Annotated in this window: 30 protein-coding genes, 1 pseudogene and 1 riboswitch; of the genes and pseudogenes, 17 read left to right on the forward strand and 14 right to left on the reverse strand. The window is 35.0% G+C overall.

Annotation, left to right across the window (positions count from 1 at the left end; all coding sequences use genetic code 11):
* Positions 1-69 precede the first annotated feature (69 nt).
* Positions 70-171: riboswitch (TPP riboswitch) on the reverse strand.
* Between the two features lie 194 nt (positions 172-365).
* Genes ACK1U5_RS15535 through ACK1U5_RS15545 form a run of 3 tightly spaced genes read left to right on the forward strand, consistent with a single transcriptional unit; the run spans position 366 to position 2,762 of the window.
* Positions 366-593 (forward strand): FeoA family protein, encoded by a 228-nt coding sequence (locus tag ACK1U5_RS15535; RefSeq protein WP_000060512.1) that lies wholly within the window; start codon positions 366-368, stop codon positions 591-593.
* Entirely contained in the window at positions 590-2,578 is a 1,989-nt protein-coding gene (gene feoB / locus ACK1U5_RS15540) for a ferrous iron transport protein B (RefSeq protein WP_001044851.1), read from the forward strand. The genes ACK1U5_RS15535 and feoB overlap by 4 nt, the downstream gene beginning before the upstream one ends.
* Before the next feature lie 13 nt (positions 2,579-2,591).
* A complete protein-coding gene (locus ACK1U5_RS15545; RefSeq protein WP_087875837.1) occupies positions 2,592-2,762 on the forward strand; it encodes a FeoB-associated Cys-rich membrane protein in 171 nt (56 codons plus the stop codon).
* A gap of 36 nt (positions 2,763-2,798) precedes the next feature.
* On the opposite strand, the gene ACK1U5_RS15550 is transcribed toward ACK1U5_RS15545, so the two are convergent.
* Positions 2,799-3,377, reverse strand: coding sequence for a lipoprotein BA_5634 family protein (locus ACK1U5_RS15550; protein WP_087875836.1), 579 nt, complete (start codon positions 3,375-3,377; stop codon positions 2,799-2,801).
* 403 nt (positions 3,378-3,780) lie between these two features.
* On the opposite strand from ACK1U5_RS15550, the gene ACK1U5_RS15555 reads away from it, so the two are divergent.
* The 4 genes from ACK1U5_RS15555 (at position 3,781) to ACK1U5_RS15570 (ending at position 6,289) form a co-directional block, all read left to right on the forward strand.
* The gene (locus ACK1U5_RS15555) at positions 3,781-4,446 is read left to right on the forward strand and encodes a PspA/IM30 family protein (RefSeq protein ID WP_000110280.1); all 666 of its coding nucleotides are present in this window, start codon (positions 3,781-3,783) and stop codon (positions 4,444-4,446) included.
* Positions 4,447-4,525: 79 nt separating this feature from the next.
* Complete coding sequence (locus ACK1U5_RS15560) at positions 4,526-4,930, forward strand: DUF350 domain-containing protein (RefSeq protein ID WP_000220087.1); 405 nt, start codon at positions 4,526-4,528, stop codon at positions 4,928-4,930.
* Between the two features lie 21 nt (positions 4,931-4,951).
* The gene (locus ACK1U5_RS15565) at positions 4,952-5,458 is read left to right on the forward strand and encodes a DUF4178 domain-containing protein (protein WP_000051746.1); all 507 of its coding nucleotides are present in this window, start codon (positions 4,952-4,954) and stop codon (positions 5,456-5,458) included.
* Between the two features lie 12 nt (positions 5,459-5,470).
* Positions 5,471-6,289 (forward strand): DUF4247 domain-containing protein, encoded by an 819-nt coding sequence (locus ACK1U5_RS15570; RefSeq protein WP_000071185.1) that lies wholly within the window; start codon positions 5,471-5,473, stop codon positions 6,287-6,289.
* A 258-nt stretch (positions 6,290-6,547) separates the two neighbouring features.
* On the opposite strand, the gene ACK1U5_RS15575 is transcribed toward ACK1U5_RS15570, so the two are convergent.
* Positions 6,548-7,420: a YitT family protein gene (locus tag ACK1U5_RS15575; RefSeq protein WP_000411244.1), complete on the reverse strand. Its 873-nt coding sequence runs from the start codon at positions 7,418-7,420 to the stop codon at positions 6,548-6,550.
* 187 nt (positions 7,421-7,607) lie between these two features.
* Complete coding sequence (locus ACK1U5_RS15580) at positions 7,608-8,645, reverse strand: YdcF family protein (protein ID WP_087875835.1); 1,038 nt, start codon at positions 8,643-8,645, stop codon at positions 7,608-7,610.
* A gap of 673 nt (positions 8,646-9,318) precedes the next feature.
* Between ACK1U5_RS15580 and ACK1U5_RS15585 the strand changes: the two genes are divergently transcribed.
* Positions 9,319-9,552, forward strand: a complete 234-nt coding sequence (locus ACK1U5_RS15585; protein WP_002062565.1) for a spore germination protein — start codon at positions 9,319-9,321, stop codon at positions 9,550-9,552.
* A gap of 168 nt (positions 9,553-9,720) precedes the next feature.
* Here ACK1U5_RS15585 and cydB read toward each other — a convergent pair whose 3' ends face one another.
* Together cydB and cydA are read right to left on the reverse strand one after the other, a co-directional pair.
* Positions 9,721-10,749, reverse strand: a complete 1,029-nt coding sequence (cydB, locus tag ACK1U5_RS15590) for a cytochrome d ubiquinol oxidase subunit II (RefSeq protein ID WP_000017662.1) — start codon at positions 10,747-10,749, stop codon at positions 9,721-9,723.
* Positions 10,739-12,088: a cytochrome ubiquinol oxidase subunit I gene (cydA, locus tag ACK1U5_RS15595; RefSeq protein ID WP_001286194.1), complete on the reverse strand. Its 1,350-nt coding sequence runs from the start codon at positions 12,086-12,088 to the stop codon at positions 10,739-10,741. The genes cydB and cydA overlap by 11 nt, the downstream gene beginning before the upstream one ends.
* 224 nt (positions 12,089-12,312) lie before the next feature.
* On the opposite strand from cydA, the gene ACK1U5_RS15600 reads away from it, so the two are divergent.
* Positions 12,313-12,876, forward strand: coding sequence for a beta-class carbonic anhydrase (locus ACK1U5_RS15600; protein ID WP_000838164.1), 564 nt, complete (start codon positions 12,313-12,315; stop codon positions 12,874-12,876).
* Here ACK1U5_RS15600 and yidD read toward each other — a convergent pair.
* The gene (gene yidD / locus ACK1U5_RS15605) at positions 12,873-13,109 is read right to left on the reverse strand and encodes a membrane protein insertion efficiency factor YidD (RefSeq protein ID WP_000809330.1); all 237 of its coding nucleotides are present in this window, start codon (positions 13,107-13,109) and stop codon (positions 12,873-12,875) included. The two genes, ACK1U5_RS15600 and yidD, sit on opposite strands and share 4 nt — an antisense overlap.
* Before the next feature lie 128 nt (positions 13,110-13,237).
* Between yidD and luxS the strand changes: the two genes are divergently transcribed.
* Positions 13,238-13,711 (forward strand): S-ribosylhomocysteine lyase LuxS, encoded by a 474-nt coding sequence (gene luxS / locus ACK1U5_RS15610; protein ID WP_001141371.1) that lies wholly within the window; start codon positions 13,238-13,240, stop codon positions 13,709-13,711.
* Between the two features lie 32 nt (positions 13,712-13,743).
* On the opposite strand, the gene ACK1U5_RS15615 is transcribed toward luxS, so the two are convergent.
* The 4 genes from ACK1U5_RS15615 to ytzI form a co-directional block, all read right to left on the reverse strand.
* Positions 13,744-14,007 carry a YczI family protein gene (locus ACK1U5_RS15615; protein WP_053514591.1) on the reverse strand — a complete coding sequence of 88 codons (264 nt, stop codon included), beginning with the start codon at positions 14,005-14,007 and terminating at the stop codon, positions 13,744-13,746.
* 353 nt (positions 14,008-14,360) lie between these two features.
* Positions 14,361-14,588, reverse strand: coding sequence for a DUF3953 domain-containing protein (locus ACK1U5_RS15620; protein WP_048568026.1), 228 nt, complete (start codon positions 14,586-14,588; stop codon positions 14,361-14,363).
* A 14-nt stretch (positions 14,589-14,602) separates the two neighbouring features.
* Complete coding sequence (locus ACK1U5_RS15625; protein ID WP_061138893.1) at positions 14,603-14,833, reverse strand: DUF3953 domain-containing protein; 231 nt, start codon at positions 14,831-14,833, stop codon at positions 14,603-14,605.
* A 1-nt stretch (position 14,834) separates the two neighbouring features.
* The gene (ytzI, locus tag ACK1U5_RS15630) at positions 14,835-14,984 is read right to left on the reverse strand and encodes a YtzI protein (protein ID WP_048568024.1); all 150 of its coding nucleotides are present in this window, start codon (positions 14,982-14,984) and stop codon (positions 14,835-14,837) included.
* A gap of 84 nt (positions 14,985-15,068) precedes the next feature.
* On the opposite strand from ytzI, the gene ACK1U5_RS15635 reads away from it, so the two are divergent.
* The 3 genes and pseudogenes from ACK1U5_RS15635 to ACK1U5_RS15645 form a co-directional block, all read left to right on the forward strand.
* A complete protein-coding gene (locus ACK1U5_RS15635; protein ID WP_000448409.1) occupies positions 15,069-15,386 on the forward strand; it encodes a hypothetical protein in 318 nt (105 codons plus the stop codon).
* 84 nt (positions 15,387-15,470) lie between these two features.
* Positions 15,471-15,950, forward strand: coding sequence for an antimutator 8-oxo-(dGTP/GTP)ase (mutTA, locus tag ACK1U5_RS15640; protein ID WP_000276385.1), 480 nt, complete (start codon positions 15,471-15,473; stop codon positions 15,948-15,950).
* 112 nt (positions 15,951-16,062) lie between these two features.
* Positions 16,063-16,185 (forward strand): annotated as a pseudogene (locus tag ACK1U5_RS15645) (DUF3267 domain-containing protein); the annotation flags it as partial.
* Positions 16,186-16,199: 14 nt separating this feature from the next.
* Here ACK1U5_RS15645 and ACK1U5_RS15650 read toward each other — a convergent pair.
* Positions 16,200-16,865 (reverse strand): HAD family hydrolase, encoded by a 666-nt coding sequence (locus ACK1U5_RS15650; RefSeq protein ID WP_025966485.1) that lies wholly within the window; start codon positions 16,863-16,865, stop codon positions 16,200-16,202.
* A 92-nt stretch (positions 16,866-16,957) separates the two neighbouring features.
* Here ACK1U5_RS15650 and ACK1U5_RS15655 point away from each other — a divergent pair, with 92 nt between their 5' ends.
* Together ACK1U5_RS15655 and ACK1U5_RS15660 are read left to right on the forward strand one after the other, a co-directional pair.
* The gene (locus ACK1U5_RS15655) at positions 16,958-18,070 is read left to right on the forward strand and encodes a hypothetical protein (protein WP_069605232.1); all 1,113 of its coding nucleotides are present in this window, start codon (positions 16,958-16,960) and stop codon (positions 18,068-18,070) included.
* Positions 18,071-18,296: 226 nt separating this feature from the next.
* On the forward strand, positions 18,297-18,524 hold the full coding sequence (locus ACK1U5_RS15660) for a hypothetical protein (protein WP_000849112.1): 228 nt from the start codon (positions 18,297-18,299) through the stop codon (positions 18,522-18,524).
* Positions 18,525-18,558: 34 nt separating this feature from the next.
* Here ACK1U5_RS15660 and ACK1U5_RS15665 read toward each other — a convergent pair whose 3' ends face one another.
* From ACK1U5_RS15665 to ACK1U5_RS15675, 3 genes are read right to left on the reverse strand one after another with little or no spacing between them, the layout of a single operon-like run.
* Positions 18,559-19,365 (reverse strand): ABC transporter permease, encoded by an 807-nt coding sequence (locus ACK1U5_RS15665; protein WP_069605233.1) that lies wholly within the window; start codon positions 19,363-19,365, stop codon positions 18,559-18,561.
* Positions 19,358-20,122: an ABC transporter ATP-binding protein gene (locus ACK1U5_RS15670; protein WP_000009029.1), complete on the reverse strand. Its 765-nt coding sequence runs from the start codon at positions 20,120-20,122 to the stop codon at positions 19,358-19,360. Before ACK1U5_RS15670 ends, ACK1U5_RS15665 begins: the two co-directional genes overlap by 8 nt.
* An 11-nt stretch (positions 20,123-20,133) precedes the next feature.
* A complete protein-coding gene (locus ACK1U5_RS15675) occupies positions 20,134-21,141 on the reverse strand; it encodes an ABC transporter substrate-binding protein (protein ID WP_000733151.1) in 1,008 nt (335 codons plus the stop codon).
* A gap of 120 nt (positions 21,142-21,261) precedes the next feature.
* On the opposite strand from ACK1U5_RS15675, the gene ACK1U5_RS15680 reads away from it, so the two are divergent.
* Entirely contained in the window at positions 21,262-21,558 is a 297-nt protein-coding gene (locus tag ACK1U5_RS15680) for a DUF3986 family protein (protein WP_000455580.1), read from the forward strand.
* Positions 21,559-21,568: 10 nt separating this feature from the next.
* Positions 21,569-21,799: a hypothetical protein gene (locus tag ACK1U5_RS15685; protein WP_061138900.1), complete on the forward strand. Its 231-nt coding sequence runs from the start codon at positions 21,569-21,571 to the stop codon at positions 21,797-21,799.
* Positions 21,800-22,054 lie beyond the last annotated feature (255 nt).

Here is a 22,054-nt window from a genome sequence, read left to right on the forward strand (position 1 = left end):
CCAAGTTGTACAAAAAAGAATAGATATCATAGGAGGATACGAAATACGTAAATAAAAATGAGGTATGTATTTCGGACGTTTGCACAATCCCTGCGTTAGCATTAACTAACAGGTTCGAAGGGTCGGAACGAAGTGTTCCCTCTCAGCGGCATGGCTCCCCCAGTGATAACGAGATTCTTTATTTGCTATTGTTTATTGTAAGCGAAATGGATGAGAATGGCAAACGAATACAGTATGACAATAATTGAAATAGAATTGTAGCGAAATGTTAATAAATATGAAGCAAAAGGGTATAGTACAAGAGAAATTGGGTGTGGTATAATTTTTTTGAAAATAATTATCATTCTCTTCTGAGGGGGAAGGTTATGAGCTTAGTAGATATTAAAATTGGAGAGAAAGTGTTAGTAAAAAGTATTCAGTCTTTAGATCAGCTATTAAAGCGTAGACTAGCTGCTTTCGGTCTTGCTGAAGGAAGCGAACTTCGCCTGAAACAGAAAGCGATGTTTAAAGGTCCTTGTACATTGGAGTGTCGTGGACAGTTAATTAGTATTCGTCATTGTGACGCGAAAATGATAAAGGTGGAATTAGCGTGAATAAGGTAGCTTTGCTAGGGAATCCGAATACAGGGAAGACATCATTATTTAATGCACTTACTGGTTCTTATGAGTATGTAGGAAACTGGAGCGGTGTAACAGTAGAAAAGAAGGTTGGTAAATTAAAAGATAGACAAGGAACATTAATTGATTTACCAGGTGTTTATGATTTAAATCCAGTTTCACGTGATGAAGGTGTTGTAACAAACTTTCTATTAACAGAAGAATTTAATCATATGTTAAATATCGTAGATTCCTCGCAGTTTGAAAGAAATATGCATTTAACGTTGCAGTTACTTGAATTTGGTAAGCCAGTCTCAATTGGTTTAAACATGGTTGATGTGGCGAAGCAAAGAGGAATTGTCATTAATGTAAAACGATTATCAGAACTATTAGGTGTAACAGTCGTTCCTGTTGTTGCAAGGAGTGGAAAAGGCTGTGAAGAACTGCTTACGACTCTTAAAGAAAATGACAAAAAAGAGAAAAAGCCATTCCTTATTTCATATGGTGTACAAATGGATGAAGGAATTGGAGAAGTAATTGCTCTTTTAGAGACAGTGAATTACGAGCATCCGAGATGGTTAGCACTTCAATTTTTAAGCAATAACGAAGTAGTAGAAAAAGAAATGAAAGCATTACCAATTTATAAGGAACTCATAGCCATTCGATCTCGCTTAGAAGGAAAACTTGATTGTACGTTAGAAGAGCACATTTACAAAACTCGTGAAGCGTATATTGAAAAGTTAAAAACAAATGTTATGAAGCATGAGAAAGAAGGAAAAATTCCTTTTTCAGAAAAAATTGATAGATTAATTACACATAAAATTTTAGGACTTCCAATCTTTTTAGCAGTTATGTTTTTTATTTTTCAGGTTACGTTTACGTGGATTGGTACACCTTTATCTGATATGTTAGATGAGTTTTTTGGTGGCCAGCTTACGGATTGGGTGACGGCTGGACTTACAAGTATTGGAGCTTCTCATTTTATTCAAGCACTCGTTACAGAAGGTATTATTGCCGGTGTTGGTGCTGTATTAGTATTCGTACCACAAATCTTTGCACTATTCTTTTTCATTTCATTATTAGAAGACTCAGGGTATATGGCGCGAATTGCAGTTGTTATGGATAGAATTATGGAGTTTTTCGGCTTAAACGGAAAAGCTTTTATTCCGATGATTATCGGTTTTGGATGTAACGTTCCAGGTATTATGGCTGCGAGAACGATTGAACAGGAGAAAGAACGTTTACTTACCATTTTAGTAACACCATTTATGTCTTGTTCAGCACGATTACCTGTATATGCATTATTTGCGGGCGTATTCTTCCCGCATAGTCAGGCGACTGTTGTATTTTCTTTATATGTTGCAGGGATTGTTCTTGCGTTATTAGTTACAAAAATTATGTCTCTTACGATTTTGAAAGCGGAAAAGTCTATTTTCGTAATTGAATTACCTCCTTATCGTGTGCCACAAGCAAAAACGTTATGGCTGAGCACGTGGGAGAAAGGAAAAGGATTTGTTCGTAAAGCTGGTACATTCATCTTCGGTGGTTCAGTTATCATTTGGTTATTAAACTATGCAGGTCCATCAGGATTTGGTGTTGATATGGGAGACAGTTACTTAGCGATGATTGGTGGATTTATCGCACCACTATTTGCACCGCTCGGCTTCGGAACGTGGCAAGCTGCAGCATCCCTTTTAACAGGATTTTTAGCGAAGGAAGTTGTCGTTTCAACAATGGCAATTATTTATGCAGTTAAAGAAGATGTGCTTGGAAACGTAATGGGAGCACATTATACAGCATTATCAGCTTATGCATTTATGTTCTTTATTTTATTATACGTTCCATGTTTAGCGACGGTGGCTGTTATTAAACGTGAAACAGGATCAGCGAAATGGACGATTTTCTCAGTCGTTTACCCGCTTGTTGTTGCTTATGTATTAACGCTTATTATATACCAAGTTGGATCTTTACTAGGATTCTAAAAGGAGATGTATAATGATGGTCAATATTATAATTGGAGCTATCATTTTTGGTTATGCAGCATACACGTTAGTTAATTTTGTAAAGAGAAGTAAAAAAGGAAAATGCGCAGCATGTTCTTTAAATAAGTCATGTCAGTCGAAAAATTGTAGTCCAGATATGGAACAAGTTGCTCATAATAAATAGAAAAAAGCTTTGCGAATTTCGCAAAGCTTTTTTGTTTTACTTTTTAATTTTTACAAGTTGAGAAGCTTCGACGCCGTTGTAACCAGGGAATTCTTTACTTGGGTCTTTATCAAATTTTAATACACCTACAGATTTTTCATCACCTTTTACATTGTTGTAAGTTGCGTCATCGACAATCGCATACATATCTGTATATGCACGGCCACTTCCGATAATTGTGTTGCCTTCATATTTTAATTTCGCTCCATCAAGTGTAGCATTTTCTACTTTTTCTTTTGCAAATAATACACCTTGTTCTGTTGTTACAGTTGGTAATTTATCAAGTGGTTTCGTGTTGTCTTTTTCATCAACTTTGCTAAGTAACTCTTTTTTCACTAGTTCCTCACCAGTTTTCTTATCCATTACAAGAACTTTTTTACCATCTAATGTTGTCATTTTCATTTTATAGAAGTCTTTTTCTTTCACTTCTTTTTTGTTTTTATCTGTAATTTGCTGAACTTGTTCTTCTGAGCCGTACAGTACAAAACCGTTCGCTTTCTCTCCTAATAAAGAACAACCTGATAATGCTCCAAGTGAAATTGCTGCTGCTAATCCGATTCCTACTAATTTTTTCATGATGATTTCTCCTTTTATATGTTTTATATTAAATACAATTTTTGTATTATTGCTTACAAGTGAAGAAGCTTGTTTGTTGCTTCTGGTATTAGTGTATAAGAAATATTAGAATGCAACTATCGAGTTAGCTTACAGTAACATTACACTTATGTAATTTAGTGAAATTGCATAAAAGTAAGTTAATTTCAAAGAGGGATAATGAGAATATGTTAGAAATACAATATTGTATATAGAATGTCATATTATAATGGATGTATTTTGGAAATAACATGTAAGGACATATTAGTTTTGTTATAATAAACACATAGGCTGTAAAAATGAATATTCTTTACTGTAAAGGGAGATTTTTCAGTTTTCCAAGTAGTGAATTTGAAATATGAGGTATATCATAGGAGGAATTTAGATGTCTGTATTCAAACGATTAAGAGATTTAACAATGTCGAATGTATATTCATTAATTGAAAAAGCGGAAGATCCAGTTAAGATGACTGATCAATATTTACGCGATATGCAAGCGGATGTACAAGAAGCTGAGAAAAGTGTAGCAGCTCAAATCGCGCTTGAGAAGAAATTCAAAATATTATTTGAAGAGCAAGAAGCACTTGTGAAAAAACGTGAAGAGCAGGCTCATATGGCTGTTCAAGCTAATAACCTAGATCTTGCGCGTCGTGCATTAGAAGAGAAACAAAATGCAGAACAAAAAATGAATGAGTATAAAGCAAGCTATGAGCAAAATAAAGCTGCTGCTGATAACCTGCGCCTGAAGCTAGAAGAAATGCGCAAGCAATTAAATGAACTGAAAAATAAACGTGAAACACTTGTAGCACGTGTAAATGCGGCGAAAGCACAGAAAAATATTAATCAGGCAATGTCTGGATTTGATTCAAATTCAGCAAAAGCTGGTTTAAGCCGTATGGAAGAGAAAGCTCTTCAATTAGAGGCTGAAGCAGAAGCAAGCGGTGAAGTTTATAAGAAAGAAAAATCATTAGATGATGAATTCGCAAGCTTAAACAAAAATTCTGCTGTTGACGATGAATTAGCTCGTATTATGAAGCAGTATGAGAAATAATATAGAATAGAGACAAATGAACCGACATGTCTAAATATATTCATGTCGGTTTTCTATTATATTTAGAGGAGGTTTTGCAATGACATGGATGAATGTAGTTGCCATGCTTGTATGGACTGGAGCGAGTGCAGTACTTTTATTTGCAATTATGTGGGTTGATTCAATTTTTACAAAATACAATGATTTAAAAGAAATTAAAAATGGAAATACAGCTGTAACAACTCGTTTTATTATGAAATTATTTGCACAAGGGTACATTTTATCCCAATCAATTACGAAAGCAAATGACTTATGGCAGGCACTTCTTGCTTCAGCAGTTTCTTTCGTTATTTTATTAGTGGTAGAAATGTTTATCGAATTTGTATTAAAGAAAATGTCTGGTCTTGATTTAGAAGAAGGTACGAAAGAAGGTAGCGTTGCACATGCGATGTTAGCCGGATCATTACATATTGTTGGTGCACTAATTTTAGGTGCTTGTTTATAAAGAGAAAAGGAGGGGTAGATCATGAGTTTATTTAAACGAATTAAAAATATAATGAAAAGCCCAGAGCCACCGAAGCCGGAAAAGAGTCTTTTAACGTTAGCTCCTGGCGATATGATTGAAGTGTCATTAGTTATGTATGAATTAATTGGGAAAACGAGTATGCATTCGCGTAAGGAAATTGTTTTGACATTGCAAGATGGAAAAGACATTCGTTATTTAAAAATTGAAGATCGTGAAAATACGTATTACAAATTATATACACCAATTGATGGTCGCTTAGATTCAATTGATGAAATTCCGACGACAATTGAAATGGATGATACCGAGTACCATATGGAAGAACAATATAACGGACGTGTTGTTGTTATGGGAAAAACTCCATTCTCAGCTTCAGAAGAACAGTACGTATGGGAATTCCAATCAGATAATCGAAAATTATTGCGTATTGAATGGCAAAATGGTCGCACAATGATGTATGAGGGAGAAGCAATCATTCCTGCTGATGTACAAATTATAAGAGCAACGTAAGGGGGCGTAATCATGTCAAACCGATTGTTTACCATGATTAAATCGTTTGTAATCCCTATACTTGCTATCGTTATATTACTTGTTGTTGCTGGTTATGCCTTATCAGGTTGTCAAGGCGGGCAGACAAAGTCGATTCAAGACCGTTATCCACTTGAATCTGTTGCCAAGGAAGGTAAACAAGAATCTTACGTGTATAGGGCCGCCAATCGGTCAGTTCCTGAAGTAGCGAAGGAACTCATTAACGAAAGAGAACCGAAGCAAGCATCTAAAGAAGACGAAAATCAAATGTTCCTCGTTTATTCTGATAAGATTTATAACCTGCAAAAGGATAAAGAGAAACCATCTGATACGTTAATTGAAATAAGTAATAAAGAATTTGTCCGTCAAAATTACCAACCGTCCTTCTTGCAAGGATATATTATGGGTAGCATATTAAACGATATATTCGGTTCAAAAAGATCATCATCCGGTGATTACCGAGGATATAATGACAGACAAAATCATCAACCAGTTATTCCAGAAAGACCACCTACGAAAGAAGAAAAGAAAACCCCACCTCCAATTACGAAGGAAGGGAAAGGATCTATCATTAAGCGAGGCGATAATGTAGATTCGAAACCATCAGTAGGTGATAAGGGAAGTATTACTGAAAAAGGAAGTAATACGACGCCCCCACCTTCTACTGGAAGCAAGGGTAAAATTACAAAAACACCAGGCGGTTCAAGCGGATCAGATGTGAAGCCAAAATCATCTATTAAAACGCCGCCAAGGAACACATCTCCTCCGAAAACAAGGGTCGGTGGTTCAGGAAAAATTACAAAGAGAAGATAGTATAGAGACCGAAAAGTGTAAATTGCTTTTTGGTCTTTTTTTGTTATGGGAATTAATCCCTTTCAGTTGGTACGATTTATGCATAAGGGGGGGGAGTAAAAATATATCAGCGATTATTAGAATATATCGACCGCAATTTAAAATATATCAGCGATTATTGGAATATATCGACTTACCGACAAAAACTGACAACGATAGCAACTTAATAATAAAAAGAGGGTGTGCCAAAATTTTGGCACACCCTCTTTTATATAACGATTAATGAATATCACGTTTCTTGAAATTACCGCCTTTTACTTCTGCTACGTCATAAACTGTAATAAAGGCGTGTGGATCGATTTCATTAATAAGTTCTTTCATTTTACTTTCTTCTAAACGGTTAATTACGCAAGAAATTTCTTTGAATTTCTCTCTTGAATAACCACCGTATACTTCGTTATATGTTGCACTTCGGCCTAAACGATCGCGAATTGTTTCTACCATTAATTCAGGCTCTTTTGTAATAATTTTAAATGCTTTTGAACCACTTAAACCAACTTCAACGATATGAATCACTTTCGAAGCGATAAAGTAAGCAATTGCCGAAAGGATAGCTCCTTGAAGACCGAATACCGTTGATACGAAAATAAATACGAACATGTTTAAGAATAAAATAAGGTCACTCGTTCCAAATGGTAACTTACGAGAAAGCAATACAGCAAGCATATCGATTCCATCTAATGCCCCACCGTTACGTAATGCTAGTCCCATACCAAAACCGATGATAATACCACCAACAACTGTAACTAATAATGTATCGCCTTCAATAATAGCTGGTATTCCGTGCATGACAACGGTACCTACTGCTAATGAAGCAATTCCGATAATAGAATAAATCGCAAAGCTTTTACCGATTTGCTTATACCCTAACCAAACGAAAGGAATGTTAATAACTGCGATTAGAGCTCCTAATGGCAATCCAAATAATCTTGAACTAACGATACTTAAACCAGTCACACCACCGTCTGATACGTTATTTGGAATTAATACTGCTTCTAATCCGTACGCTGTGATAAATGCCCCAATAATAATCATCAAAGCTTTTGAAGCAATTTTTAGCTTATTGGGCTTGTTTTTGATAATTTTCTCCATATAATTTCCTCGTTTCAAACTAGTTTCTTATTTGTTACGTCATTCACACCTAAATTTTATTTTAACATTTAATTTGAAAAAATTCTCCTTTAATGGATGTATGCAGGGAATATTATCACCATATTATCTTTAAAATATTTTTGAAATCAGTATAAGAAATCCCATCCTTTCAAAGGATGGGATGCTATTAAGAAAATATAAAACTAAGTATTGATACGAATAAAGCGAAACCTAAAATAGTTCCACATATTTTCATATGGCGCTTACGTCCCATTACGACAATCGCAACATATTCGCGAATCATTGCGTTAGGCCAGTAATAAAATGCAGTTTTTGACCCGATTCCTTGGCTATTAAGACCAGCTTGTCTAGCGTATATGCCAGCGCGGAAAAGGTGGAAATTATTTGTGGTAAAAATACTTTTATATTTACCTTCAGGTTTTAAAGAATCCATAATTTCTTTAGAGAACAACATATTTTGATATGTGTTTACAGAGCGATTTTCTTGCACCGTATGTTCAAGAGGAATTCCTTTTTCAACAGCATAATTTTGCATTGCTTCTGCCTCTGGAAGACCTTCATCTGGACCTTGACCACCAGAGAAAATAATTGTTGGTGGTGTATTTACAGCTGCTTGTTTCCAATAGAAGTCGATAGCTTTATTAATGCGGCTTGCAAGTAATGGTGGTACTTTATCATTAATTAAGCCGCTACCAAGAACGATAATGAAATCTTGATTACGTCTTGGTCTGTTGAATTGGTATAAAAAATATGCGCTTAAGAAGTTAGATAAGTGTATAAAGAAATAGAAGCTTATAAGAGAAATAGCTGCAAAAATAGGCTCTAAATGCGATGAGACCAAACTTGCTGGGTTTATGATAGGGAGTAACATAAAGAATAACATCCCTAAAGCAGCAAGGAGTGTTAAACAGTTAGTGAACCGTCTTCCTTCTCGCTTCATTAAAATTCTAGCATTAAGAAATAGCCCAAACATTAAAGCAACAACACCGAAAGGAAGCATAATAAGAAGTGCTAAAATAGGTAAAATTATAATATAGCGTAGGACATCACTACTTGAATTTACAGATATAATCACACAAAAAAGAAGGAAAAAACAGACAAAGGAATTAAATAAAAAGCCGTTTATTATTTTTCGCGGATCTTTTAAATAGGAGATAAGAAAAATAATAAATAATATAAGAGGAATAATTCCGAAATACATCATAAATATAGTACACCTCAATTTGTATAAGAATTTGACATACCTTTTATATTACATGATTTTATAAGTGAAAATGAAAGAAAAAGGATTTTGAATTTTCTCAATAAAATATATGGATACATATGTTACAATATATTCAAAGCGATATATTAAAAGTAAAATGGTTGAAAAGGCACTCAATAGAGTGCTTTTTCTTTTTGTATGCAATTGTGCATATTATATTTTTTTTCAAATGAAGAGGATTACAATATAATTTGTAGACAGACTTTATAAAGCAGAATTTAATACAAACATTTCCCTCTACTTTTTGTATCTAACAATCGTATAACAATAAATAATTCTGTTTTATAGTGTCTGTTTTTGAAAGGTGTCTTTTTTGAAGGCACCTTTTTTTATTAGTATAGATAGTTTTCACTGTTAGCATAGTGTAAACTATCTATACTAAACATTAGCAATCTTCCGTATAAATATTATCAATTTACTATATATTCCAGTGGTGTTAACCTACATATGAAAGGCTTTCTTTTTCAAAATATTACCCCTAATAAAATTTTGAAGAAGTCAACTGTCTCCAAACTTGTCTTTATGCTTAAAGAAAAAGCACTCAAATTGAGTGCTTTTTCTTATTGAAACATGCTATTTTTCTAGGCGATTTTCATAAAATAAAAGTAAAGAAATGAAAGTGGGTGACAAAATGCCGGCAGTTGTGGAAGGTGTTATTATTGAAAACTGCAATGGAACAATTAATGTAGGGGATAAATATAACGTACAGCCGATTGAAAAGACGAAAGCTTATAATGGATCGGGATCATCAAATACAGGAATGAAAGTACAAACGTTTAGCGGGATTAGTACGGCGGATGTAAGGGATAATGATGCGTATGATCAAGTTATTCAATCAACGTTATAATTTTAAAATGCAAAATTGCATAAAGTAACATGTTTGTTGTATGTTACACTCTAGCTGTGAGCTGTTAATGATTCTTCTGTATTATAGTTGTTAGATTAGAAATATAACATCTTATCGAAAATCATACGTACAAAAAAAGACACTTCAAACGAAGTGTCTTTTTTTACTTTAGTGATACCCTTTAGCAGAGTCTTTATGAATTTTATTTTTAAAAATACTGTAGCTCCAAAGCTGATATCCAATAACGATTGGTACCATAACCATTGCAACGAAGAACATAATTTTTAAGTTTAATTGACTACCAGCTGCGTTATATAACGTTGTACTGTATGCATCGTTAATACGAGATGGTAACATTCTTGGGAACATACCTGCAAAGCCAGTTGTCATAAACATTGCGATTGTTAGGCAAACGAATGTGAATGCAAGGCCAATTTTATGTTTGTACACCATAATAAGTGCGAGTACACTCATTAGCATTGCAAGTACTGGAAGAATGAATAGTACCGGATATTCCGTAAAGTTTTGGAATAAGTTTGTCCGATTAGCAGTTGCTACATAGAAGATAGCTAAAATAATAGCAGCTGCCATTGAAAATGGTCTTGCGATTTTATAAGCACGATCAGATACTTCACCAGTCGTTTTAATCATGACCCAAAGGGCACCGGATACGACAAATATAGCAGTGAAGAAAAGACCACCTAATATACCGTAATGGTTTAGTAAGCTAAGTAAATTTCCTTCATAGCCATTTTTTCCGATTTGTAGTCCGTAATAAAGATTAGCGAACGTAACACCGAATAAGAAGGCGATTAGGAAACTGCCAATTGCAAATGCCCATTTACAAGTTTTTTGCCAAATTGGTGAATCATCTTTATGCATGAATTCCAGTCCAGCGGCACGAGCAAATAGTGCAAGTAATACTAAGAATAACGGTGTATATAAATAACTAAACATATTAGCATATGTGACTGGGAAGGCAGCAAATGTTGCGCCACCAGCTGTAATTAACCATACTTCATTACCGCCCCAGAACGGGCCAATTGCTTCTTGTAATTGATTTCGTTCTTGTCGATCTTTCGTAACGAAAGGAAAAATCATTCCGTTACCAAGTGCATACCCGTCAAGAATGAAGTAAACTGTCCAAATCACGCCCCATAAACCGAACCAGATGATTGCAAGCATATCATGAGACATGAGCTACACCTCCCTCAGTAGCAGGTTCTTCTAATGCGGCAGGTCCTTTTTTCGCGAACTTCAGCATTAAGTATACGTCTGCGATTAAAAGTAAAGTGTAGAATAAAATTAAACTAATTAATGAGAACCAAATTTGCGGGACAGATATAGGTGATACAGATTCTGCTGTACGCATTAGTTTATATACTGTCCATGGTTGACGACCTACTTCAGCGACAATCCATCCTGCGTTAATTGCGATATAAGGAAGTAAGACAGACCATATTGTAATTTTCAAATAACGTTTTGAGTTTTCTAGTTTTCCTTTTCGGTTTAAATAGAAGCCATACCAAGTTAATGCCATAAAGAACATGCCGAGTGCAACCATTAAGCGGAAGCTATAATACACGAGGTTAACATTTGGACGTTCATCTTTCGGAATATCTTTTAAACCAACAATTTCGCCATTAAATGAATTTGTGTAGAAGAAGCTTCCGAGTTTTGGAATCGTAAGGAATTCAAAGTTCTTCTCATTTTTTACATCAGGAATTTGAACAATTGAGAAGCCTTGTCCTTTTCCAGTTTCCCAAACTGCTTCCATCGCAGCACCTTTTGCGGGTTGATATTTAGCTGCTGATACACCAGATTGATGTCCCATAAACGGTGTAATTGTTGCGGCGAATAAGCCTAACATTAAACCAAACTTAAATGATTTTTTGAAGAATTCTACTTCATTTTTACGTAATAAGTGATAGGCACTAATTGCCATAACGAAGAAAGCACCTACGATATAACAACCAACTACAGTATGGAAGAACATGTTCCAAGCGTATGGATTCGTAACGAGTGCCCAGAAATCATTTAATTCAGCGCGGCCGTTACGCACGACGTATCCAACAGGGTTTTGCATAAAGCCGTTTGCTGTAATAATCCAAAGGGCGGAAATGTTTGTTCCAAGTGCAACCATCCACATACAGAAGGCACGAAACTTTGGTGAAATTTTGTCTTTACCGAATAACCATATTCCCATGAAAGTAGATTCTAAGAAGAAGGCAACAAGTGCTTCGATTGCGAGAGGGGATCCGAAAATGTCTCCCATATATTTGGAGTACTCAGACCAGTTTGTTCCAAATTGGAATTCCATCGTAATCCCGGTTATAATCCCCATTACGAAGTTAATTGTAAATAATTTACCCCAAAAATTTGCCATTTTACGGTATGTTGGATTCAATGTGCGGGCGTATTGAGTTTCCATACATGCTACTAAAATGACAAGTCCGATTGTCAAAGGTACAAATAAAAAGTGATAAAAAATAGTAATTGCAAATTGAAAACGACTCAGTAACAGAACGTCGGACATAATAAATATTCACTCCTTTTTTACATTATCTACAATCAGTTTATAGTGAAAATACGTTTAAAGTATGTGAAACTTGTTACAAAGATGTGTGTATATTTTGAAAGAATTATGTCGATTATCTGAAAATATCTTATTTTTACTATAAAGCGATATCCTTTTTGAGTTTTTCATATTTTGGTACACTATTTATGTAGTGTAAACGAGAGAAAAGAGGGTCCTTTACTATGAAGTCATTAGAAGAGATTTTGCAGTACAATGAGAAATTTGTTGAAGAGAAAAAATATGAAGAGTTTGTAGCGGGGAAATTTCCAAACAAAAAGATGGTAATTATTTCTTGTATGGATACACGACTTGTCGAACTATTACCAAAAGCGATGAATATGCGTAACGGTGATGTGAAAATTATTAAAGTAGCAGGCGCTGTTATTTCACATCCATTTGGAAGTATTATGCGTAGTATTTTAGTCGCTGTATACGAACTTGGCGCTGATGAAGTATGTGTAGTTGGTCACCATGATTGTGGTATGGCAAAAATTCAAGCAAGTAGTACAATTGAGAGAATGAAAGAACGCGGTATAACAGAAGAGAAATTAGATATGCTTCGTTATTCTGGAATCGATTTAGAACAATTCTTGCGCGGTTTCTCTAGTGTGGAAGAAAGTGTAGAACATAGCGTATCAGTACTTCGCAACCACCCATTACTTCCGGAAGAAGTACCTGTTCACGGTCTTGTTATAGATCCTGATACAGGAAAATTAGATTTAGTTGTAAATGGTTACGACAATTAAGAATTTACTTTGTCATCCTTTTTATCTGGGACAGGATCAAATCCTCCCGGGTGGAAAGGGTGACATTTTAATATACGCTTACAAGTAAGCCAAAAGCCTTTGAATGCACCATGTTTTTGAAACGCTTCTAATCCATAATGAGAACAAGTTGGATAAAAACGGCATGTTGGTGGCGTCATCGGAGAAATGAACTTTTGATAAAAGCGTATAATCCCAATAAAAATCTGTTTCATAACGGTCTCCTTTTCAGCATATTCTTAAAGTATTATAGCACGACTGTACATAATACTTTACTAATGTGCATTTCCGTTATATCATATTGGATATAACGGAATTAAATTAAAAGCGGGAGAGATGTTGTATGCCATCAGTAGAAAGCTTTGAATTAGATCATACGATTGTAAAGGCACCTTATGTAAGACATTGCGGAGTTCACAATGTAGGTAGTGACGGTATTGTAAATAAATTTGATATTCGTTTCTGTCAACCGAATAAACAAGCAATGAAACCAGATGTTATTCATACGTTAGAGCATTTATTAGCATTTAATTTACGTAAATATATTGATCGTTATCCGCACTTTGATATTATCGATATTTCACCGATGGGCTGCCAAACAGGATATTATCTTGTAGTGAGCGGAACGCCGACAGTTCGAGAAATCATTGATTTATTAGAACTAACATTAAAAGATGCGGTTCAAATTACAGAAATTCCGGCTGCAAATGAAACGCAATGTGGTCAAGCGAAGCTTCACGACTTAGAAGGAGCACAACGCTTAATGAACTTCTGGTTAAGCCAAGATAAAGATGAACTTGAGAAAGTTTTTGGATAAAAAGAAAAACTGCCTGTGAAAGGGCAGTTTTTTTATTGTGCTAAGAGCGACCATACTCTTCTTTTGTATGAAAATATATTAGATACTCCAACATATAAAATAAAGGCAGAACAGAGAAAATAAACAAATGCTTTCGCTTTTTGCTGCTTCTTTATTTCATCGATTCCAAAAAGGATACACATAATACTTAAAAGGATAGACACGTAAGGTAAAAGAATAGTGAAGTTTGCAAAGAAGCTAAATAGGGCGAGAGAAAGAGCGATAGTGGCGATTATAATTTGAATGTTTTTTAACATGGAATCCCCCTTAAGTAGAAAGAAATAGTTACTGAGAGAAAATAATTATAAATGCTAAATTGGTCAAAATTTCATTCTACATATAACGAAAGTAGTTCGATATTAAGAAGAAGAATATAAGACCAGAAACGAAAAAATACGGGATACTCATTGATTTTCGTCCGGATTTTAATTCATTAATTCCTAGAAGAATAAAGGAACAACTGAGAATAAATTGTAAGTATGGAAGAAGTGAAAAATTATCGGTAACATGGACATAAGTGCTTAGAGTGAGTAAGAGAAGCATGAGAAATGCTAAAAAAATCCGTAATATAGTTAGAGTTAGCATTGTATAGCCTCCTTTAGACCATTTACTAGAATATTTCTGTGAAACCAATAAATAAAGCAGCGGCCCCTGCTAGTAGAGCGAGCACACTACCTCCTGTTTGCCGTTTTAATATTTCCTCTAAACTTATGGTGAGGGCCATAACTCCTAAAAAGATGAACATATAAGGGATTATTTCTCTACTACCATTAAAAAATCCATAAATTGCTATAGAGAAAGCGATAAGTAATACAGTAATCCGGATTCCTTTTAGCATGTATGTACCTTCTTTTATTTTATATAGCTAATGATGAGAACAATCCAAATGAAGGCACCGGCAATAATACAAATAAGTCCAGTTGAGGACTCCTTTTTCTTTATTTGTTCAAATGCGATGAGAAACATTAAAGCTCCTAATAGAAATTGTGAAAGAGGTAAAAAATTATTTTGACCTGTATATAATCCAATTGCCGACATAACGATCACAGTGAGTGCGATTGTGATGCGGAGTATACGAAGCATATTATAAATCCTCCTTATTCTTTTTTGTATAAGGATTATCTTCTAGTTTATCGACCGAATGTTTATAAGCATAGCCTTTATTAATTGTCATGATGGAGAGTACGAGGATGATTAGGACGATGATAATACCGATAATTAATATTTTGAACATTAAAACCCCTCCTTTTCTTTATTTTACATAATTTTGTAATTGATGAAAACAATAGAAATTAAAAGGATGAAAGAAGGGTGTTACATGGAGACGAAAAAAACATATTATATATCAATAGGAAACGGTCAAATTTCACAAGTGAAGACGGCGGATACGTATAATTTTGAGATTTCCGCAAATGATGAGGAAATTACGGAATTAAGAGAGCACTTCGATCAAGCATATGTAGAAGATTTAGGGTCATTTGTACGCTCCCACGTTCCATTTGTTGAGTATCATCACGATTCAAATAATGACCGATATGATGAACAACTACAAAAAGCATATAAAATGATTTACGATTTAGGAAATCACGAGACGAAAGAATTAGTCGCGCAAATGGGAATAATCAATGGATTGTAATTGGATAATATTATGCAGAAAAGCGAGAATATGCTACAATTTGTGGTAGGAAAAACTTGTAACCATCAATAGGGGAGTAATGGCATGTACAAATTTAAAGATTATTACCACAACACTGTACAATTATCGTTTGAACGTTATCCATTTTCTCCTGAGCCAAAGCATGTTTGGGTTGTATGCCGGTACGGGGATCAATGGTTATTAACGCATCATTTACGTCGCGGTCTTGAATTTCCAGGTGGTAAAGTAGAACTAGGGGAAACACCGGAAGAAGCGGCAGTTCGAGAGGTTCATGAAGAAACCGGCGGCATAGTTTCTGATTTAACTTACTTAGGACAATACAAAGTATCTGGAAAAGACAAAATAATCATTAAAAACATTTATTTTGCAACAATTAGTGCGGTAGAAGAACATACGCATTACGAAGAAACGAAAGGGTCTGTTTTATTAAAAGACATTCCTGACAACATTAAAACGAATAGAAAATTTAGCTTTATAATGCGCGATGACGTATTAGCGCGTACGATGAAACATATAGAAGAAATCGGCTGTTTTACGAAGTAAAGTAGCCGGTTTCTTTTTTTGTATGTAAGAATAAATGTAAATATATCTTTACATTATTTTGGTTATATTATACAATTTTGTAAAGATATATTTACATTTTAGGAGGGGGAAGATGGATAAAAGAAAAGAAACGACTGTTACTGTTTCGATGGTTAAATTAAACTTTTCTTTATTTTTTATAATAATTGCTTTGTCGTTTGGAATTGGTTATTTGCATATATTTCTTTCGGGTGGGGGCGGATTAAAGTTTCACTTTATCTCCACCTCTAAAAACGAAAGCACCTCCAACAAATCATCTACGATACGTGAATGCTTAAAATTCCCCCAAAACGAATCTTTTTTCCAAACACCAAGAATCCCTACTTGTTCAGAACCAAGCACATCGTTTTCTGGATGATCTCCAACATAAAGACATTCTTCTGCCTTCACATCTAGTCTTTGCAAAGCACGTTCGAAAATTTCAGGATGAGGTTTTTTAATTCCTTCAGCTTCTGAAACGAGAATGGTGTTTGTATACGTATGTATATGTAGTGCTCGAAGGTTGCTCATTTGAAATTCAGTAAAACCATTTGTAATAATACCAATTTTAATGTTTCGCTGTTTTAACTGTTGAAGTAGTTCATGCGTGTTTTTGAAAGGAATGCAATGATGTTGGAAGTTTGTAATATAGTCGTGTAGTAGTTGTTCTTGCGTTAAAGTAGTAATGTTGTATTGGGAAAGGAGAGTAGCATATACTTTATCCTTCCACGTATAGCCATTATTATCGAGTTCAAGAAATCGAGAACAATACTCTGTTTTCTCTACGCTCTTCAAATGTGAGGCGAAGCGATTATATTGCTCACAAATAAATTGTTCTAAAGATTGGCGCCGATCTAATAGTGTTCCATCTAAGTCGAATAAGATTGCACGAATCATGGGAAGCCTCCTTGCAGTTTTTATAATTAATTATCGCATATTCGCAAAAAAATGATTATGATATTTTGTAGAATGGAATAATGGGGGATTGTATGAAGAAACTGTATGGCAAGTTAGTATGTTGTATTATAGCAAGCAGTTTAGTTGCAGGATGCGAGAGTGCTATCGAGGTTACGAAAGAAAAAGAAATTTGTAAAACAGAAGAAGAGTGCACGCAAATAGGAGATAAAACATTACAAAAAGTATATAAAAAGATAGAGGGACTTTCAGAACTTGAAAAAGTAGAGGATTATGACATAGAAGAGTATGAAAGTATGAATATGAAAGAGGCGGAACAGAAAAAAGAAGAGGATGACAATTACTTCTTTTTAGCTTCTTATTATATCGATGATGATGAAATTGTAGATCCTTATTTTGAGAAATTGGATCGTAAGAGATTGAATAAAGTTTTTGCAGATGACAAAGTAGCAAAAGATGATTTGTTAAGCCAGCGGCAAGATAGAGAGTATCATGAAACGTTATGGGACATGTATCGCACTCTCATTCCAGTGAAATATCGTGAGAATATAACAGGGTTGGATTTAATAACGGATGGTTATGACGGCGTTGTTGCCCATGTCATGCCAAGTATGGATGACCCGAGAGATTGGTTGCTTAGTTTAGACGTGCTCGATTCTGGGGTGAATATAGATGAAGTGATGAAAACATTAATTCATGAAACGGCTCACGTATTAACGATTGGGCATAAACAAGTACCAGTGGATAGGAAATATTTAGAGGCGTTTGATGAAGAGAAAGACATTTCATCATATCGAAATAAATGTAACACGGTGTTCTTGAAAAATGGATGTGCGAGAAAAACTTCGTATATTAACCAATTTTATAATGAATTTTGGAAACCAATTGAGCAAGAGTGGACAGAAAAGAAAGTAGAAGAAGGTGAAGAGGCACAAATTGAATTTTATAAAGAAAAGCATGATGATTTTGTATCGCTGTATGGAACAACAAATGTAACGGAGGATATCGCAGATACATTTACAGCGTTCATTTTACAAGATTCAAAAAAGGTGAAAGAAGGAACAGAGTTAAAATATAAAAAAATTGCTTTCTTCTATCAGTTCCCTGAGCTTGTAAAAATGAGAGCGGAAGTGCTGTCGGGATTATATGATGTTTCAAAAACGATAGAACAACAAAGTGGAGACTAATGTGAGTTATGCTTTCGATATAGTTTCGTTAAAGAAAAGCGTGAAGAATTTTTAATTCTTTGCGTTTTTTATGTTGATAAAATTGAAAATTCTGTATTTTTATTAAAAAGAAGAAGGAACTTGCGGTATAAAATAGAATTAGTATAAAAATGTCACAATTTAGACACAATTATAATGCGCGTGTTGTAGGGACTATAAGTTTACTCTCGAGGAGGTAATGAAACGTATGAAAACGATTCTTGCTGTTGCTGGTCTCATTTGGGTAATGTCTCACGGTTTTCCGATTTTTGAAGGGGAGCAAATTCGTAGTGCTTTGAATGAAAAGTTTAATGATTATCATGTGATAGATCGAAAAGATAATGTCGTTACAGTACGTGTGAAAGACTGTTTCCATACAGTTACGGTTGCGGATGGAAACATTACAAATGAAACGAAAATGTGTGATAAAAGGTAAAAGAAAGAAGCTGACTATAGCGCACTGTTTTGAGTCAGCTTCTTTTTCTTTTTCCAATTAGAATTTTTTCAAATGCCTCAACAAATACATACATAAGAGTTGCAAGAACACATGTGAGTAGTACGCTAAGTAAGACGAGTGTGAAGTTAAAGACTTGGAATCCGTAGCTAATTAAGTAGCCAAGTCCTTGTTTGGAAACGAGAAGTTCTCCGAAAATAACACCGACCCAGGATAAACCAACATTTACTTTTAACGTTGAGATAATTGCTGGAAAGGATGCAGGGAGAACGACTTGCTTATAACATTGCCATTTATTTGCGCCAAATGTGTCCATCACTTTTATATAGTTAGAATCGACTTCTTGAAATGAACTGTAAATAACGAGAATGGTAATGATGATGGAAATGATTACTCCCATTGCGATAGAAGATGAAATGTTTGGACCGAAAATAACGATGATGATTGGACCGAGTGCAACTTTTGGCATTGCATTTAGGACGACGAGGTAAGGATCAAGTACGCGGGCTAGAAGTGGCATCCACCAAAGAAACGTGGCAATAATAGCACCGAGTACCGTTCCGAGAATGAAGCCTACTCCTGTTTCCAGCAATGTCGTCCATATGTGGACCCAAAGTGAACCATCGATCCATTTCGTTAAGAAGAGATCCCAAATACTCGAAGGAGAACTAAAGAGTAAAGGATCGAGCCATTCTTTTTTGCTAGCTATTTCCCATAGTGCAAAGAAAAGAATAAGTAGTAAAAGCTGTAATGAGCGAGCAATCCAAGCACGCCTGCGTTCTTTCTTTCGAAATTGTTCATGTAGTTGTTTTATATTATCCAAGTCGTTCCAGCTCCTTCCATATATCTTGAAAGAGGGCTGGGAAATCGTAGTGATGGCGTGCTTCTAACGGTGATAAAGAACGGATACTTTCCGGGACGATAAAGGTTTTTGCGATTTTTCCAGGATTCGCTTGCAGTAAATAAATACGATCACTCATCGCAATCGCCTCTTCAATATCGTGAGTAACAAGTAGTGATGTTTTCTTATATTTATTTAGTAAGTTGAAAACGAGTTCTTCTAGTTTTAATTTCGTTTGATAATCGAGTGCGGAGAATGGTTCATCTAGTAATAAAATTTTCGGATCAGTTGCTAACGTTCGAACGAGAGCAGCACGTTGACGCATACCGCCGGATAGTTCACGAGGATATTGTCCTTCTACCCCATGTAGACCGACTTGTTGTAAAAGATTTAAAGTATGTTCTTTCATCTGTTCATCATAAATCTTTCGAATATGAAGTCCAAGCATAATATTTTCTTCAATTGTTTTCCACGGGAATAAGTAATCTTGCTGCAACATATATCCCATAGATGAAGTTTTCGTTGTAATTGGTTCACCATCTAAAAAGACGATACCATCAATTGGATCAAGTAGTCCAGCAATGATTGAGAGGAGCGTTGTTTTACCGCAACCACTTGGGCCGAGTATAGAAATAAATTCGCCTTCTTCCACTTGTAAGCTCATATCTTCGAGAATAAGTTTGGCATTCTCTTTTGCGAAAAAACAGTGAGAAACGTTACGTATTTGTAAAAAACTCATACACTTCGCCTCTATTTCTTAATAACGCTTTCGGCAATTTTTGTATTGACGAGCGCTTCATGTGGGACTTCTTTTTGTAATTCACCAGCATCTTTCATAATCGTTTGGAGCTGTTTCCATTCTTCCGCATCTAGTAGTGGATTTGTCGCATAAGAATGTTGTTTTTTATACCGTTCAATTACTTTTACTGTAATGTCTTTCGAAGTGTCTTTAAATAGCGGAGAAACAGCATCAGCAATCTCTTCTGGACTATGTGTATCAACCCATTGCTGTGCTTTATAGAGCGCACGTGTGAACTTTTCAGCAGCAGCTTTATCTTTCTTTAAGAAACTTTCTTTTGCCATGAACGTTGTATAAGGAACAGTACCAGATTCATTTCCGAATGAAGCGACGATATAACCTTTACCTTCTTTTTCGAATATGCTTGCAGTCGGTTCAAAGAGCTGCACAAACTCTCCTGTACCAGATGCAAAGGCATTTGCAATATTAGCAAATTCGATATTTTGAATTAAGTTCGTATCTTTCCGAGGATCAATTCCATTTTTCTTTAAAACGTATTCCCCAACCATTTGCGGCATGCCGCCTTTACGCTGTCCTAAAAATGTAACACCTTTTACGTCATTCCAATTAAAAGAGTCTAGTTTTTTACGTGAAACTAAAAATGTCCCATCTGTTTGTGTAAGCTGTGCAAAATTAATGACAGGGTCTTTCGCTCCTTGTTGATGAACGTAAATAGACGTTTCAGAACCGACGAGAGCAATATCAATTCCGCCAGATAATAGGGCGGTCATCGTTTTATCGCCACCAGCTGTTGTTTGTAGGTCAATATTTAGTCCTTCATCTTTAAAAAATCCTTTTTCAATCCCGACATATAATGGGGCATAGAAGAGAGAATGGGTAACTTCGCCAACGCGAATGTTTTGAGTTTGTTCTTTCGTACTTTCTTTTTTACTACTACAAGCAGCAAAAGTAAAAACAGCTAGTAACATGATGCAAAAAATCGCGATTAATTTCTTCACTATATAACACCTCCTAGAAGTCACTCTACAAGCATGATATGTAGGTAAGTGCCCATATGTGAGTGTAGATAGCAGGAATTTTTTGGGTGGTAAAGAAGTACAAATATAAGGGGTGATAAAATGGAGTACGAATACGATGATAGCGTACATTTACATCTTGATTATTTCGGGACAGAATGTGATATGGAATCGATCGCTTATAAGAGGAAGAATGAAGACGTATGGGATGTGTATTTTAATTTTGGAGTATACGGTATTCAGAAAGACGATGTAGAGTTAGGTAGGTTTATGGACGAATATGCCGGTTATTACGTTTTTTCTGTACATGCTCGCGATCTTAGTTGGGAATTTGGAAGTGCCCAGTTTGAAGAGTGGGTTTTGAAAAATCGGATAGTAGAAAAAACGCTACAAAAATAGGAGGAATTTTGTGATTGGATTTCTCATCTTATTATTTATTTTTGTGGCCGTATTTTTTATTATGCAAATGCTTATTTACCGATTCGCAAAGAAAAACATCCATAAATATACAAAAATAAAATGGTTTCATATGTGGCTACATATGAATATGAAAAAAGGACCGAGATTAGATTTTTTTGATTTTGTAGTTATAGTGCTCGTATGTATCGTATGGAAAATATGGCTGCTTCCTTTTATATAATACACATACTAATCATTTTCTCTTTTATCATAAAATAACGAAAAGAACCTGTCTTGTGGCAGGTTCTTTTCGTTATAGTAATAGTTGTTAAAAACGTGCAACGCCTGTTTATTAATTCTTTCGTATTTTTATGTGAAATCTTTAATAGTATTAAGGATTTCCAAAACCTAGTTATTATATCATAAAGTGGAATGCTGAAATTAAGTTTTTCAAGAATGAGTAATTTGTATACCACAATTTAACTGTTGATTAAGG

The sequence above is a fragment of the Bacillus sp. XB1 genome, assembly GCF_053557995.1.